This is a genomic window from Achromobacter mucicolens (genome assembly GCF_029866465.1).
Taxonomy (GTDB): domain Bacteria; phylum Pseudomonadota; class Gammaproteobacteria; order Burkholderiales; family Burkholderiaceae_B; genus Achromobacter; species Achromobacter mucicolens.
This window is the reverse complement of the sequence record NZ_CP123364.1, coordinates 1973146-1987686: the sequence shown is the minus strand read 5'-3', so window position 1 is coordinate 1987686 and position 14541 is coordinate 1973146. Positions and strand designations below refer to the sequence as shown.

Below are 14541 nucleotides of genomic sequence, written 5' to 3'. Positions count from 1 at the left end.
CACAAAGGTTTACCGATGAGCACTGCTACGCTCAAGACCCGCCTGTCCGACGCCGTCAAGGACGCGATGCGCGCCAAGGCCACCGAGCGCCTGACCACGCTGCGATTCCTGCTGGCTGCCGTCAAGCAGAAGGAAGTGGACGAACGCCGCGATCTGTCCGACGCCGAAATCACCGCCATCATCGAAAAGCAGGTCAAGCAGCGCCGCGAGTCCATCGCCGCGTTCGAGCAGGCTGGCCGCACTGAAACCGCCGAGCAGGAAAAGGGCGAACTCGCCGTGCTGCAGGAATTCCTGCCCCAGGCCGCGACGCCCGAGGAAGTGGCTGCCGCCATCGACGCCGCGCTGGCGGAAGTGGCCGCGCAAGGCGTGACCGGCGCGCCCGCGATGGGCAAGGTGATGGCGATCCTCAAGCAGAACCTGGCCGGCCGCGCCGACATGACCGCGCTGTCGCAGCAAGTGAAAGCCCGCCTCGCAAACTAAAACGCCCCCCCAAACAGATCCGGCTGGCGCGACTGCTCCGCCGGGTCTGCGAAGTTGCTCATGCCCACGCCCGCCAGCCGGTACAGCGTGTCCGGCGGCAGTTCGACCCGTTCGCATAGCAGCCGAGCCAGCGCGGCCAGTTCCAGGGCGGATGCTGGCGGCTGCGCGCAGGTCTGGCTGCGCGTCAGAATGCGGAAGCGGTCGGTCTTCAGCTTGAGCACCACCGTGCGTCCCAAGGCGCCCTTCTTCAGCGCCTGATCCCACACTTTTTCCGCCATGCGGTCCAGCGCGTCTCCCACGGCATCCAGCCGGACATCGTTGGAAAACGTGGTTTCCGCGGACACCTGTTGCAGCGGCTGGTCCGTCTGCACCTCGCGTTCGTCGATGCCGCGCGCCAGTTCATACAGGCGCCGGCCGTAGCGGCCGAAATAGTGCTCAAGTTCCTGCGCGCTGTGCGTCGCCAGGTCGCCCACCGTCTGGATTCCAAGCTGCTCCAGGCGCGCCTGCGTGACCTTGCCCACGCCCGGCACCTTGCGCACCGGCAAGGACTCCAGAAACGCCAGCACCTTGTTGGGCCGCACGACAAACAGCCCATCGGGCTTGTTCCAGTCAGACGCGATCTTGGCCAGGAACTTGTTTGGCGCCACGCCCGCCGACGCGGTCAGGCCGGTTTCCTCGCGGATCTGCTGGCGGATCACCTGCGCCACCTCGGTGGCCGACGGCAGCCCGCATTTGTTGACCGTGACGTCCAGGTAGGCCTCGTCCAGCGACAAGGGTTCGATCAGATCGGTATGGCGCGCGAAGATCTGCCGCACATGGCGCGAGACGTCGCGGTAGCGGTTGAAATCGGGCGGCACGTAGATCGCGTGCGGGCAAAGGCGTTCGGCCTTGATGGCCGACATCGCGGAATGGATGCCGTAGCGCCGGGCCTCGTACGAGGCCGCGCACACGACCGAGCGCGGGCCCGTCCAGGCCACGACCACGGGCTTGCCACGCAGGTCGGGGTTGTCGCGCTGCTCCACGGACGCATAGAAAGCATCCATGTCCACATGCACGATCTTGCGCGCGGACTGCGCGGGCGCCTGCCCCGTCATGGCCTCAATCCCGTGGCAAAAACATATATTATGACCGGCGACAATTCGCTATCCCTTCTTGCCCCCGACGGATCCATGACTGCACCCGCCCGCGCCAACACCGACTACTTCGGCCTGACCATTCCTTTCATGAGTTTCATCGGCCTGGTGCCGGAAAGCATCGCGCCCGCTTACGCCCGCACGACGCTGCCGTGGCGCGAAGACTTGACCAACAGCCGCGGCGATGTGCACGGCGGCACGCTGATGAGCGTGCTGGACTTTACCCTGAGCGCCGCCGCCCGCGGCTCGGCCGACGCCACCGAAGGCATGGCCACCATCGACATGAACACCACGTTCCTGTCGCCCGCCACCGGCGATCTGGTCATCGAGGCGCGGTGCCTGCGCCGCGGCGCTTCCATCGCCTTCTGCGAGGGCGACATCCGCCGCGCTGACGGCGAACTGGTGGCGCGCGCCACCGCCACCTTCAAGATCATCCGCCGCCGTCCGGGCGGCGACTGACCTTACCAGGCTCCCTATCCTACCTGGGCAGGTCGCGCGACGGCTTGACGGGCGGACGCGGATCCAGCGGCATGTACGTGCTGCACGACACCAGCCCGTAGTACACCGCGTCCTGCATGGCGCGCATCGCGGCGGCATCCCACGTGCCCTTGCCCCACATCACGACGCGCACGTCCGTGGACTTCGGGCCCAGCGACTTCAGGTCCACGCGCGACATTTCCCGATCAGAGTACGGCGCCAGCACGCGCACCACACCGGTTTGCGCGCTTTCGTTCAGGTCGGACACGACACGGTAGGCGTTGTCGGTGCTGCGCAGGCAGGCGTTGGACTGGCGGATGACCGCATCGTAGGCGTCCTTGAACGCCACCGGCGCCTTGAATTCGCTGTGCGGCGACGCGCTGTCCGGCGAAATGCCGAGCGAGCAGCCGGCCAGCCCCAGGGCCAGCGCCGAGGCCGCGACCAGATTCCTGTACATGTAAATCTCCAGAAGAATTGCCGCGATTATCCCGCAAACCGCCTGGCGGCATAAGTGGGGCCGGTTCGACACCCCTCGCGCGGCTATGGCATTATCGACCGGCCATTGCAACGCGGATCGACATCACGGAGGTTTCCCTTGTTCTCATTCCTGCGCACCGTCCTGGCGGCCGGCATTGTCGGCGCCTCATTGGGTGCCTGCGCCACGCAGCCGCCTCCTCGCGCCTATCCCCTGAAAGATTTCTTCCGCAACCCGGATCGCGGCTTTTTCCGGCTCTCGGACGACGGCCAGACGCTCTCGTTCATGCAGCCGACCAGCGTGGACGGCAATCCGGCCCGCATGAACATTTATGTGCAGCCCCTGCAAGGCAGCGAGCTCATCGGCGAGCCGCGCCAACTGACCCGCGAGACCGCGCGCGACATCAGCGCCTACTTCTGGAAAGGCGCGGACGTGGTGCTGTACCAGAAGGATTTTGGCGGTGACGAGAACTTCCACGTCCTGGCCGTCAATGCCAAGACCGGGACGATCACCGACCTGACGCCCTACGAGGGCGTGCGCGCGGGCATCGAGGACGACCTGGAAGACGATCCCGACCACGTGCTGATCAGTCACAACCAGCGCGACCCCGAAGTCTTCGACGTCTACCGCGTCAACGTCCACACCGGCGCGGCCGTGCTGGTGGCGCAGAACCCGGGCGACATCGTCGGCTGGCAGACCGACCACGCCGGCAAGGTGCGCGCCGCCGTCGCCAGCGACGGGCTGAACACCACCCTGCTCTACCGCGACGACGAAGCCTCAGACTTCCGCCCCCTCATCACCACCGACTACCGCACCAGCGTCAGCCCCGCGTTCTTCACGTTCGACGACAAGAAGTTCTACGCGCTCAGCAACCGCGGCCGCGACAAGCTTTCGCTCGTCGTCATTGACCCGGCCACGCCGGACGTTGAAGACGTCATCTTCACGCCCGACGCGGTCGACCTGGACGGCGCGGCATTCTCGCGCAAGCGCCGCGTGCTGACCGTCGCGTCCTACCAGACCGACAAGCCGCAATACAAATTCTTCGACGCCGAAACCGAAGCGCTGTACAAGACCCTCGCCGAGCGCCTGCCCGGCTACGACGTCGTCCTGCAGGGCGGCAACCGCGACGAAAACAAGTTCATCGTCGCCGCCTACAACGACCGCACGCCCGGTTCGCGCTACATCTATGACGCGGTGGCCGGCACGCTGACCAAGCTGGCGGACCTGAATCCGGCGATCCCCGAGGCCGACATGTCGCGGGTGCAGCCCATCAGCTACCAAAGCCGCGACGGCCGCACCATCCACGGCTACCTGACGCTGCCTGCGGGCCGCACGCCCAAGAACCTGGCTTGCGTGGTCAACCCGCACGGCGGCCCCTGGGCCCGCGACGGCTGGGGCTACAACCCCGAAGTGCAATTCCTGGCCAACCGCGGATTCTGCGTCCTGCAGATGAACTTCCGCGGCTCCACCGGCTACGGCCGCGACTTCTGGGAAGCGGGCTTCGGACAATGGGGCCTGGCGATGCAGGACGACATCACCGATGGCGTCGAATGGCTGGTCAAGCAAGGCATCGCCGATCCCAAGCGCATCGGCATCTATGGCGCCAGCTACGGCGGCTACGCCACGCTGGCCGGCGTGGCCTTCACGCCGGACCTGTACGCCGCGGCGGTCGACTACGTGGGCGTGTCCAACCTCTTTACGTTCATGAAGTCGATTCCGCCCTACTGGAAGCCGATGCTGGACAAGATGCAGGACATGGTGGGCGACCCGGTGCGGGACCGCGACCGCCTGACCGCCACGTCGCCGGCGCTGCATGCGGACAAGATCCGCACGCCGCTATTCGTGGCGCAAGGCGCCAAGGATCCGCGCGTGAACAAGGACGAGAGCGATCAGATGGTGTCGGCGCTCAAGGCTCGCGGCGTCGATGTGGAATACATGGTCAAGGACAACGAAGGCCACGGCTTCCACAACGACGAGAACAAGTTCGAGTTCTACGAGGCCATGGAGAAATTCCTGACGGAACACCTCAAGCCGTAGTGCCCGCGGCTTCGGCCTCCAGGGCATTCCTGGCGGCGGCCGGCTGGCCGCCGCCTGCCCGAACCATCCCCCGGCCGCTCCAGGCCATTTCCACCCGGTCGCGCCCCTGTTCCTTGGCCCGATACAGCGCCACGTCGGCCCGCGCCAGGATCACGTCGGCGCTATCGCCGGGCTGGTAGGACGCCAGCCCCCCGCTCGTGGTCATCTGCACTTCCAACCCCTGCAGGTAAAGCGGCATGTCGCGCAAGGCGTCGCAGACGCGCTGCGCTTGCACCAGCGCGCTCGCCGGATCACAGTCGTACATCAGCAGCACGAATTCCTCGCCGCCCATGCGTCCGAAGCGGTCGCTCGACCGGACCGCGTTCTGCACCACGCGCGCGAAGTGCCGCAACGCAGTGTCGCCGCCCGCGTGCCCATAGCGGTCGTTGATGGATTTGAAATGGTCGATGTCCAGCACCAGCACCGCCAGCTTCCCGCCGCTGCGCTCGCAACGTTGAAGCTCGCGTTCCAGCTCGTCCAGGATGCTGCGCCGCGAGTAGGCCTGCGTCAGGCTGTCGAACGTCAGCGCGGCCTGCATCTTTTCCGCCTGGCTGGACTGGATCATAAAGAGCAGCGCCAGAAACAGCCCCGGCACCGTGACCGAGCCGCAAACGATGAAGAACAGGCCCCACGCCGACGGCTGCAGCAGCGACACCGGCGCTTCCACGCCCGCGCCGTAGACATACACGCGCAGCGCGTGCAATCCCACCAGCCCGAAGAAGGCCAGCAGCAGGTAGAGCACGACGCCTTTGGTCTGGATGCGCCGCCGCTGCCGGAAGATGACCCAGCCCGTTGCCGCCATCAGCACGCAGGTGTAGCCGGAATACAGCATCATTCGCGACAGCAGACTGTCGTTGCGATACAGCAGCAGCGCAAAGCCAAACGTGCACAGCGAGCACAACACGGTCGTGCGCAGGATGTGCGGATGCAAGCCGAAGAACTGGCGCACGCCGATGTACACCAGCGCGGCGGACACGGCCCAGGCCGCGTTGGACACCATCACATAGGCCGCGGGCGGCATCATTTCGGCGCACGCGTAGGCCAGCATCGACAGCACGGCCAGCGCATTGGCCGCCATGAACGCTGGCACGCCTTCGACGCCGCGGCCATGAAATGGCAGCAGCAGCGGCAACGCAAGCGCCGTGGCGAGTCCCCACATCAGGAAAAACAAGCTAGTCGTCATGGTTGTTCCGGCTCAGGCCTTCTGGGCCTGCCCCGCCGTTGGGAATTGCAGTTGCACTGGGTTCGCAATCGATAACGCGTTACACGTCAGCATTTTTGATGCTTTTTGTTACCAGAACGACAAAATGACCCACTGCGCGTTTGCCCATCGAGGCAACGCGCGCCTGTTCGTTCAGAACCTTTACTGCCCGCGCCAAGACGATCGCACGGCCTGCGACGAAAGAATACGCCAAGGCGCCCGCGCCGTGACGTTCCCTTTGCAGTAATTGACAGTTAACTTACGCAAATATCCGTAAAGTTCCGTGCGTCGACGGCCACGCCCCGCGGGCGTGGCGCGTACGTTTGGCGCCCCCACTCCTGCGATCCTCGCGGGCGCCCCTACACGCGCCGCATTTTCGGCAACAGGATGGCCACGACGCCCAGCAGCGGCAGATAGGCGCATAGCTGATAGACATGGCCAATGCTGGTGGCGTCGGCCAGCCTGCCCAGCACCGCCGCGCCCAGGCCGCCCATGCCGAACGCAAAGCCGAAGAACAGCCCCGCGATCATCCCCACCTTGCCCGGCACCAGTTCCTGGGCATAGACCACGATCGCCGAAAACGCCGAGGCCAGCACCACGCCGATGATGACCACCAGCACGCCCGTCCAGAACAGGTTCGCGTGCGGCAGCATCAGCGTGAAAGGCGCCACGCCCAGGATCGACACCCAGATCACGATCTTGCGGCCGATGCGGTCGCCGACCGGTCCTCCCACCACGGTGCCCACCGCCACGGCGGCCAGGAACAGAAAGAGATACAGCTGCGCCTCGCGCACCGACAGCGCGAACTTGTCGATGAGGTAGAAGGTGAAGTAGCTGTTCAGGCTGGCCAGATAGAAGTACTTCGAGAACACCAGCACGCCCAGCACCGCCAACGCGCCCATCACCTGATGGCGCGTGAGCCCATTGTCCGCGCCCTCGCGCCGCGCGCGCGGCTTGAGCAGCACGCGGTTCGCGCTGTACCAGCGGCCGATCCAGATCAGCACCCCGATGCCGAACAGTGCCGCCACCGAGAACCACGCCACGCTGCCCTGTCCGTGCGGAATGATGACCAGCGCCGCCAGAAGCGGTCCCAGCGCCGATCCCACATTGCCGCCCACCTGGAACAGCGACTGCGCCAGCCCGTGCCGCCCCCCCGACGCCATGCGCGCCACCCGCGACGACTCGGGGTGAAACACCGACGAGCCCGTGCCCACCAGCACCGCCGCCACCAGTAGCCAGCCGAAGGACGGCGCCATCGACAGCAGCAAGAGGCCCACCAGCGTGAACCCCATGCCCACCGGCAGCGAGTACGGTTTCGGATGCCGGTCGGTGTACAAGCCGATGAAGGGCTGCAGCAACGACGCGGCAAGCTGGTAGACCAGCGTGATCAAGCCGATCTGCGTGAACGTCAGGCTGAACGAATCCTTGAGCATCGGATAGATGGCGAGCAGGATCGACTGGATCATGTCGTTCATCAGATGCGCCACGCTGATGGCGCCCAACACCTTGAAGGCGGTGGAGGGATCGGACGAGGCGGCCGGTGCCGCGGGCGGAGTGGCGGCCAGGCCGGCGGCGGGATTCTGGGCGGAGTTCATGGGTCGCGCAAGAAAGATTGAAGGACAGCCGGCCAGACGCCGGAACCAGGCCTCAAGTGTAGAAATCCGGCGTCCGCGCGATCTGCCAATTTTCGTCGCCAAAGTGACAAAATAGGCGCACTGCGCTTTTGGGCGTGCCCTCATTCTTTTGCCGGAAGTGACACCATGGTCGTGCGCCCCGCCCCCGATCCCGCGCGCAGCATCAATGCCCAGGACTACCAGCATCGCCCGCGCATCGTGACGGCAATGGCCAAGGAATTTCCCGCGGGCGCGCAGACCGGCTCGCATTCGCACCCCCGCGCGCAGCTCATCTACGCCATCGAAGGCGTGATGCGCGTCACCACGCCCAGCGGCTTCTGGGCCCTGCCGCCGCTGCGCGCGCTCTGGGTGCCGGCCGGCGTGCCGCACGGCGTGGACATGGTGGGCGCGGTCTCCATGCGTTCGCTCTACATCCAGGCCGAAGCGGCCGCGGGCTACTGGCCCCAGTGCCAGGTGATCGAGGTAAGCGGCCTGTTGCGCGAACTGATCCTGGCGCTGACGGCCGAGCCCATCGACTACCCGCTGGGGGGACGGATCGAACAGGTCGCCGGACTGATCCTTTCCGAACTGGCCGCGGCCCGTGTCGTGCCGATTCAGATCCCCTGGCCGCGCGACCGGCGCCTGCAAGCCATTTGCGCGGCCATCCTGGACCAGCCCGGCCTGCAGCGCGGCATCGACGACTGGGGCAGCGAAATCGGCGCCAGCGGCCGCACATTGATCCGATTGTTTCAAAGCGAACTGGGGTTGAACTACCGCCAATGGGTGCAGCAGGTGCGCCTGGCCGACGCCGTGTGCCGCCTGTCGCTGGGCGAGCCCGTCGCGCGGATTGCCGCGGACCTCGGCTACCGTAGCGCCAGCGCGTTCTCGGCCATGTTCCACCGAGCGCTGGGCGCGCCCCCGCAGCGCTACCTGCAATCCGTCCCCGGCGCCGGAGGCGCCTGACATAACGCTGAATTCCCCCTGGGCGGGCAGATTTCGTTACCGAAACCTTATTGCGCCCTGGGCGGTCTATAGCGTTCTGACCTAGAATCGCCTGCAATGAGCACCCCCCAGCAATCCTCCGCCAACCCGGGCGGCAAATCGGGCCTCCCCTGGAAACCTCTCCTGGTCAAAGCGGGCATCGCAGCCGCCGGCGCAGCCGTGTGCGGCGCCATCCTGCTCGGCCTCGCGCTGGCCCTGGCGTGGCCCAGCCTGCCCGACCTGCACGCGATGACCGACTACCGGCCACGCGTGCCGTTGCGCGTCTATACCGCGGACAAGGTCTTGATCGGCGAGTACGGCGAAGAACACCGCAACGTGCTGCGTTTCGACGAGATTCCTCCGGTGATGCGCCAAGCCGTGCTGGCGGCCGAGGACGACCGGTTCTACAGCCACGGCGGCGTCGACTGGATGGGCGTTGCGCGCGCCGTGCTGACCAACATCGTCAAGGGCTCCAAGTCCCAGGGCGGCAGCACGATCACGATGCAGGTCGCGCGCAACTTCTATCTGTCGTCGGAGAAAACCTACTCGCGCAAGTTCTACGAACTGCTGCTGACGTTCAAGATTGAATCCGAGCTCACCAAGGACCAGATCCTCGAGCTCTACATGAACCAGATCTACCTGGGCCATCGCGCCTATGGTTTCGCGGCCGCTTCGCGCACGTACTTCGGCAAGCCGCTGTCGGAAGTCACGCCGGCCGAAGCCGCCATGCTGGCCGGCATTCCCAAGGCGCCCTCGCGCTTTAACCCCATCACCAACTTCCCGCGCGCGGAAATCCGCCAGCATTACGTGCTGGGCCGCATGAAGACGCTGGGCTACCTGACGCCGGAGCAGACCGAAGAGGCCCTGAACCAGCGCCTCACGATCCGCGGCTCGGACGGCAGCAGCGCACGTGGCTTCGCGGTGCATGGCGACTATCCCGCCGAGCTGGCCCGCCAGCTGATGTACGGCGTCTTCCAGGAAAACACGTATTCGCAGGGCATCGACGTCTACACCACGATCGATTCCAAGGCCCAGGAAGCCGCCTACCGCGCCGTGCGCGACGGCATCATCGATTACACGCGCCGCGCCGTCTATCCGGGTCCGGAAGACCAGGTCGACCTGCCCGACGGCGTGGAAAAGGATCCGCAGGCGCTCGACGAGGTCCTGGATGGCGTGCAGGAAAAGTCGCCCGACAGCGAAGACCTGCTCGCCGCCGTCGTGCTGGCCGCCAGCCCCACCGAAGTCACCGTGGCGCGCAGCGGACGCGACATCATCACGATCTCGGACAAGAAGGCCCTGGCGGTTGTCGCCCGCGCGCTCAATCCCAAGGCCAGCGACACCCAGCGCATCCGCCGCGGTTCCGTCGTCTACATCCACAAGAACGGCGACAATTGGGAAATCATCAACATGCCGGCGCTGCAGGCCGCGCTGGTGTCGATGGTGCCGCAGGATGGCGCCATCCGCGCCATGATCGGCGGCTTTGACTTCAATCGCGGCCACTTCAACCGCGTCACGCAGGCCTGGCGCCAGCCCGGTTCGAACATCAAGCCGTTCGTTTACGCGGCCGCGCTGGAACGGGGCCTCACGCCCGCCACGCAGATTTCCGACCAGCCCTTCATGCTGACCGCCGAGCAGACGGGCTCGAAGGCCTGGCAGCCCAAGAACGACGGCAACAAGTACGAACCCATGCTGACCCTGCGTCAGGGCCTCATGCGGTCCAAGAACATGGTGTCCATCCGCATCCTGCAGGCGATCTCCCCGCAATATGCCCAGGACTACCTGACGCGCTTCGGCTTCGACAAGTCGCGCTGGCCGGCCGTGCTGCCGCTTGCCCTGGGCGCGGGCGGCGCCACGCCGCTGCAAGTCGTCAATGGCTACAGCGTGTTCGCCAACGGCGGCTATCGCGTGACGCCCTACCTCATCGACCACGTCACGGACCGCTCCGGCAACGTGCTGATGAAGGCCCAGCCCGTCGTGGCCGGCGATGCGCAGGCGCGCGCCATCGACCCGCGCACCGCCTGGGTCATGGACGACATCCTGCGGGACGTCACCGTCAATGGCACCGCCGCCCGCGCGCACCAGGTGCTCAAGCGCAACGACATCGGCGGCAAGACCGGCACCACGAACGACGCGGTCGACGTCTGGTTCTCGGGCTTCACGCAAACGCTGGCCACCACGGTGTGGATGGGCTTTGACCAGCCCAAGTCGCTGGGCACCAACGAGTTCGGCAGCGGTCTGGCGCTGTCCACCTGGCTGGACTACATGCAGCCCGTGCTCAAGGACGTGCCGCAAGCCAAGCCGGCGCCCCGTCCCGATGGCCTGCTGGTGGACAACGGCGAGTACTACTTCTCCGAATTCCCGCCCGGCCAGGCAGTGGCCTCGCTGGACCTGTCTTCCGGCGACGCGCTCACCGATTTCCTGAACAACAACCGCTCGACGGACGGCGTCGACACCTCGGTCAAGCCGCTGCCCCCGGGCGGCGCCGCAGCCCCGCAAGACAGTCCGATCCAACCGCCGTTGATGCCGATCCCGGTGCCGCGCGCGGACGCCGCGCCCGCCCCGCAGGCGCAGGCCATGCCCGCCGCGGGCGGCGTGCAGCCGCCGGCCCTGCCTGCCGCGGTTGCGCCGACCGACTCGGCCGGCGTAAGCGCAAGCGCCGTCACCAGCCCCGGCACGGTGACCGCCCGGCCGCTGTAAGCGCCGCGCATCACGCAAAACGGGCGCCTCGGCGCCCGTTTTTCTTTTGGGACCCGCCCCCGCTACTCGGCGGCCGCGGCCTCGGTCACGACTTCGCGCGGCCACGCCTGCAGGGATTCCAGATTCAAAAAGGTGAAGTAGCCGCCATTCCAGCCTTCGGTGTCGATGTGATACACATTGCCCAGCGCAAGCGGCGATGCCACCGGGGTATGCCCCGCCACCACCGCCCTGACGCCCAGGATGCCGGTGCGGTCCATCTGGCGCAGGCGGTCGCGCGACCACTGGCACGCCGCGCTGGTGCGTTTGTAGCGGTCCTGCAACGCGGATTCCAGCCGGGGCCAGAACAGCACCGGGCAGTCGGCATGCAGCAGTCCGACCGCGCCCGACGAGGTTTCCACCTCGATGGCAATGGGCAGCCGGGTAAAGGCTTCGGCAAACACCGCTTGCCGCTCGGCAGGCAAATCCAGAAACCAGCCGCCGCCGTAACCGCGCCAGTTCTTCACGTCCACTTGCCCAGTGCGCACATGGCGAATCGCGTAGTCCTCGTGATTGCCTTGCACCGCGTAAAACCACGGCTTTTCCAGCCAGTCCAGCGCGGCTTCGTTCTCGGGCCCGCGGTCGACCAGGTCGCCCACGGAAAAAAGCCGATCGAAGACGGGGTCGAACCCCAGTTCATCCAGCGCCTGTTGCAGACGCGAAAAATGGCCGTGCACGTCGCCCACCGCAAAATCGCGGCCGGCTTCATTGCGCGGGACCTTGAGAAAACGCTGCTCCATGATGCTTCGGGTATGCCGCAAGGAAAAATCTGACCCTTCTTTTTAACCCGCTTTGCTCTGTCCCCACGGCCAGCCCGGACGCCGAAAGGGTCAAATAGCGTTACGAGAATCGCTCTTGTTCGTGATAATGTTTCCTCCTTTCCCGTTCCGTTCTTGAGGGGGTTGCGCCTGGCCGCTCCCCCGCCGCCGCCATGACCGCCGCGTCCACCATCAAAACCTGGTATCTGGTCCATAAATGGACCAGCCTGGTCTGCACGATCTTCTTGCTGATCATCTGTCTCACCGGCCTGCCGCTCGTGTTCCATCACGAGATCGAGCACTGGCTGGACGATGCCAAGCCGCTATCGGAGGTGCCTGCCGGCACGCCGCCCGCCAACCTCGACAAGCTTGTGGCGAGCGCCCGCGAGCTGTACCCGAACGAGGTCGTCGACTACCTGTTCTTCGACCCCGACGAACCGCAGGTCTTCGTCGGCATGGCCAAGACGCCCGGCGACGGGCAGGCCTCGGGCCATGCCATCCGCATGGACGCGCGCACGGGCGATGTGCTGCTCGACGGCCCGCTCTACTCCGAAGACAAGTTTTCGTTCATGGGCGTCATGCTGGCGCTGCATGTGGACCTTTTCGCGGGGCTGGCGGGCGAGCTGTTCCTGGGCTTCATGGGCCTCTTGTTCTGCGTGGCCATCGTGTCGGGCGTCGTGCTGTACGGCCCCTTCATGAAGAAGCTGGAATTCGGCACCGTGCGCGCCACGCGCTCGACACGCCTGAAGTGGCTGGACCTGCACAACTTGCTGGGCATCGTCACGCTGGTCTGGGCGTTCGTGGTGGGCGTCACCGGCGTCGTCAACGAACTGTCCACGCCGCTCTTCCGGCTATGGCAGTCCACCGAACTGCCTCGCGTCCTGGAACCCTACAAGGGCCAGCCCATTCCCACGCAACTGGCATCGGCGCAACTGGCGGCAGACACCGCGCGCAAGGCCATGCCCGGCAACGAGGTTTCGTTCATTTCATTCCCCGGCAACGCCTTCGGCAGCCCGCAACACTTCATCGCCTGGATGCGCGGCGACACGCCGCTGACGTCCAAGCTGAATACGCCCGTTCTGATCGACGGCCGGACCGGCGAACTGACGACGGTCGCGCGGATGCCGTGGTACCTGACCGCGCTGGAAGTCTCGCGGCCGCTGCATTTCGGCGATTACGGCGGCCTGCCGCTCAAGATCATCTGGGCGCTGCTCGACCTGGTCACCATCGTGGTGTTGGTGAGCGGCCTGTACCTGTGGCTGGCCCGCCGCCGCGCCACCGAAGCGCGCATCAACGACCTCATCAAGAAACACCAGGCAGCCGCCGCCCCGCAAAGGACACCCGCATGAGCCAGTTCAAAGGCAAAGGCGGCCGCGGCTTCCTGTTCGTGTGGGGCATGCCGATCCTGCTGGGCGCCCTCAGCATCTTCGGCCTGCTGGCCGCCCTACTGGGCACCGGCGCGTGGCACTGGGCGTCATGGACCGCCCTCACCATTCTGCTCGTGGTGATCCTGCGCTACTGGGTTTTCCCGCTCGATCACTAGCCGGCCGCTTGCCGGCGCAATCGGGCGGCCCAGGACTGCCGCGCGGCCCCGCTCGCCGCGCCCGCCGTGCCCGCTGCCGCTCGTTACGCGAACTTCTCGGGGTCCGGCCCCAGCCGCGGGCCTTCCTTGATGCCGTCGATGGCCGCCATCTCGGCCGGCGACAGTTCGAAGTCGAAGACGTCGATGTTTTCGCGGATCCGCGCCGGCGTGATGGACTTCGGAATCACGACCAGGTCGTGCTGCAGATGCCAGCGCAGCGTCACCTGGGCCGGCGACTTGCCGTGCTTTTGCGCCAGATCCAGGATCACCTTTTCCTTCGTGATGTTGCCCTGCGCAAGCGGGCTCCAGGATTCGGTGACGATGCCATGGCGGGCGTGGAAGGCCCGCAGCGCCGCCTGCGTAAATCCGGGATGCAGCTCGATCTGGTTGACGGCGGGCGTGACGCCGGAAGCGTCGATCAGCCGTTCCAGATTCGCTTGCGTGAAGTTCGACACGCCGATCGATCGCGCGCGGCCATCTTCCTTCATCTCGATCATGGCCCGCCAGGCGTCCAGGAACTTCTCGCTGCCGGCCACCGGCCAGTGAATCAGGTACAGGTCCACGTACGCCAGGCCCAGCTTCTCCAGGCTTTCGTCCATCGCCTTGTGCGCGTCGTCGTAGCCATGCCTGTCGTTCCACAGCTTGGTCGTGATGAACAGGTCCTTGCGCGCCACGCCGGCTGACCGCAATCCCACACCCACGCCCGCCTCGTTGCCATAGATGGCTGCCGTATCCACCGACCGGTAACCTGCCGCCAGCGCTTCCTTCACGCTGGAGGCCGCCTGATCGTCAGGCACCTGCCACACGCCCAGGCCCAACTGCGGAATCTTGCCTCCGTCGTTCAATTTCACTGCGGGTACCTTCGCCATAAGACCCTCCATAGCATGCAACGCCACCGCGGCGCGGCGAAAACGCGCCCGGTCGCGCAACCAGGGGAGCAGCCGGCCGGCCCCCCGGTTGGAAGAGAAAGAAACGGGCCCGACGCGCTGCGCCCGTGTCGCGATACCGCCTTGACGCCCCCGGTTAAGGTGC

Annotated in this window: 13 protein-coding genes; 7 read left to right on the top strand and 6 right to left on the bottom strand. The window is 66.1% G+C overall.

Annotated elements, in window-relative coordinates; translation table 11 throughout:
* The first annotated feature begins 15 nt into the window (after positions 1-15).
* On the top strand, positions 16-480 hold the full coding sequence (locus QEP15_RS09015) for a GatB/YqeY domain-containing protein (RefSeq protein WP_128828002.1): 465 nt from the start codon (positions 16-18) through the stop codon (positions 478-480).
* On the opposite strand, the gene dinB is transcribed toward QEP15_RS09015, so the two are convergent.
* Positions 477-1574 carry a DNA polymerase IV gene (dinB, locus tag QEP15_RS09010; protein ID WP_280148677.1) on the bottom strand — a complete coding sequence of 366 codons (1098 nt, stop codon included), beginning with the start codon at positions 1572-1574 and terminating at the stop codon, positions 477-479. The genes QEP15_RS09015 and dinB overlap by 4 nt on opposite strands.
* Before the next feature lie 75 nt (positions 1575-1649).
* Between dinB and QEP15_RS09005 the strand changes: the two genes are divergently transcribed.
* Positions 1650-2072, top strand: coding sequence for a PaaI family thioesterase (locus QEP15_RS09005; protein ID WP_152383986.1), 423 nt, complete (start codon positions 1650-1652; stop codon positions 2070-2072).
* Positions 2073-2091: 19 nt separating this feature from the next.
* Here QEP15_RS09005 and QEP15_RS09000 read toward each other — a convergent pair whose 3' ends face one another.
* The gene (locus tag QEP15_RS09000; protein WP_056315981.1) at positions 2092-2547 is read right to left on the bottom strand and encodes a BPTD_2524 family lipoprotein; all 456 of its coding nucleotides are present in this window, start codon (positions 2545-2547) and stop codon (positions 2092-2094) included.
* A 138-nt stretch (positions 2548-2685) separates the two neighbouring features.
* On the opposite strand from QEP15_RS09000, the gene QEP15_RS08995 reads away from it, so the two are divergent.
* A complete protein-coding gene (locus tag QEP15_RS08995; RefSeq protein ID WP_280148676.1) occupies positions 2686-4602 on the top strand; it encodes a S9 family peptidase in 1917 nt (638 codons plus the stop codon).
* Here QEP15_RS08995 and QEP15_RS08990 read toward each other — a convergent pair.
* Positions 4592-5824 (bottom strand): GGDEF domain-containing protein, encoded by a 1233-nt coding sequence (locus QEP15_RS08990; RefSeq protein ID WP_280148675.1) that lies wholly within the window; start codon positions 5822-5824, stop codon positions 4592-4594. The genes QEP15_RS08995 and QEP15_RS08990 overlap by 11 nt on opposite strands.
* Positions 5825-6201: 377 nt before the next feature.
* On the bottom strand, positions 6202-7437 hold the full coding sequence (locus QEP15_RS08985; RefSeq protein WP_056315973.1) for an MFS transporter: 1236 nt from the start codon (positions 7435-7437) through the stop codon (positions 6202-6204).
* A 165-nt stretch (positions 7438-7602) separates the two neighbouring features.
* Here QEP15_RS08985 and QEP15_RS08980 point away from each other — a divergent pair, with 165 nt between their 5' ends.
* Positions 7603-8418 carry an AraC family transcriptional regulator gene (locus QEP15_RS08980; protein WP_175156700.1) on the top strand — a complete coding sequence of 272 codons (816 nt, stop codon included), beginning with the start codon at positions 7603-7605 and terminating at the stop codon, positions 8416-8418.
* A 96-nt stretch (positions 8419-8514) separates the two neighbouring features.
* On the top strand, positions 8515-11133 hold the full coding sequence (locus QEP15_RS08975) for a penicillin-binding protein 1A (protein WP_279990439.1): 2619 nt from the start codon (positions 8515-8517) through the stop codon (positions 11131-11133).
* A gap of 62 nt (positions 11134-11195) precedes the next feature.
* On the opposite strand, the gene QEP15_RS08970 is transcribed toward QEP15_RS08975, so the two are convergent.
* Complete coding sequence (locus QEP15_RS08970; RefSeq protein WP_217617836.1) at positions 11196-11909, bottom strand: metallophosphoesterase; 714 nt, start codon at positions 11907-11909, stop codon at positions 11196-11198.
* A gap of 191 nt (positions 11910-12100) precedes the next feature.
* Between QEP15_RS08970 and QEP15_RS08965 the strand changes: the two genes are divergently transcribed.
* Both QEP15_RS08965 and QEP15_RS08960 read left to right on the top strand, forming a co-directional pair.
* A complete protein-coding gene (locus tag QEP15_RS08965; protein ID WP_217617835.1) occupies positions 12101-13276 on the top strand; it encodes a PepSY-associated TM helix domain-containing protein in 1176 nt (391 codons plus the stop codon).
* Positions 13273-13470, top strand: a complete 198-nt coding sequence (locus tag QEP15_RS08960; protein ID WP_056315961.1) for a hypothetical protein — start codon at positions 13273-13275, stop codon at positions 13468-13470. The genes QEP15_RS08965 and QEP15_RS08960 overlap by 4 nt, the downstream gene beginning before the upstream one ends.
* A gap of 83 nt (positions 13471-13553) precedes the next feature.
* Here the strand turns inward: QEP15_RS08960 and QEP15_RS08955 are convergent, their stop codons facing one another.
* Positions 13554-14378, bottom strand: coding sequence for an aldo/keto reductase (locus tag QEP15_RS08955; RefSeq protein WP_175156697.1), 825 nt, complete (start codon positions 14376-14378; stop codon positions 13554-13556).
* Between the last annotated feature and the right edge of the window lie 163 nt (positions 14379-14541).

Coding starts and splice junctions, on each gene's coding strand:
- QEP15_RS09015 (WP_128828002.1), top strand. CDS start 16: ATGAGCACTGCTACGCTCAAGACCCGCCTGTCCGACGCCGTCAAGGAC.
- QEP15_RS08985 (WP_056315973.1), bottom strand. CDS start 7,437: ATGAACTCCGCCCAGAATCCCGCCGCCGGCCTGGCCGCCACTCCGCCC.
- QEP15_RS09000 (WP_056315981.1), bottom strand. CDS start 2,547: ATGTACAGGAATCTGGTCGCGGCCTCGGCGCTGGCCCTGGGGCTGGCC.
- QEP15_RS08980 (WP_175156700.1), top strand. CDS start 7,603: ATGGTCGTGCGCCCCGCCCCCGATCCCGCGCGCAGCATCAATGCCCAG.
- QEP15_RS08960 (WP_056315961.1), top strand. CDS start 13,273: ATGAGCCAGTTCAAAGGCAAAGGCGGCCGCGGCTTCCTGTTCGTGTGG.
- QEP15_RS08975 (WP_279990439.1), top strand. CDS start 8,515: ATGAGCACCCCCCAGCAATCCTCCGCCAACCCGGGCGGCAAATCGGGC.
- dinB (WP_280148677.1), bottom strand. CDS start 1,574: ATGACGGGGCAGGCGCCCGCGCAGTCCGCGCGCAAGATCGTGCATGTG.
- QEP15_RS09005 (WP_152383986.1), top strand. CDS start 1,650: ATGACTGCACCCGCCCGCGCCAACACCGACTACTTCGGCCTGACCATT.
- QEP15_RS08965 (WP_217617835.1), top strand. CDS start 12,101: ATGACCGCCGCGTCCACCATCAAAACCTGGTATCTGGTCCATAAATGG.
- QEP15_RS08955 (WP_175156697.1), bottom strand. CDS start 14,378: ATGGCGAAGGTACCCGCAGTGAAATTGAACGACGGAGGCAAGATTCCG.
- QEP15_RS08990 (WP_280148675.1), bottom strand. CDS start 5,824: ATGACGACTAGCTTGTTTTTCCTGATGTGGGGACTCGCCACGGCGCTT.
- QEP15_RS08970 (WP_217617836.1), bottom strand. CDS start 11,909: ATGGAGCAGCGTTTTCTCAAGGTCCCGCGCAATGAAGCCGGCCGCGAT.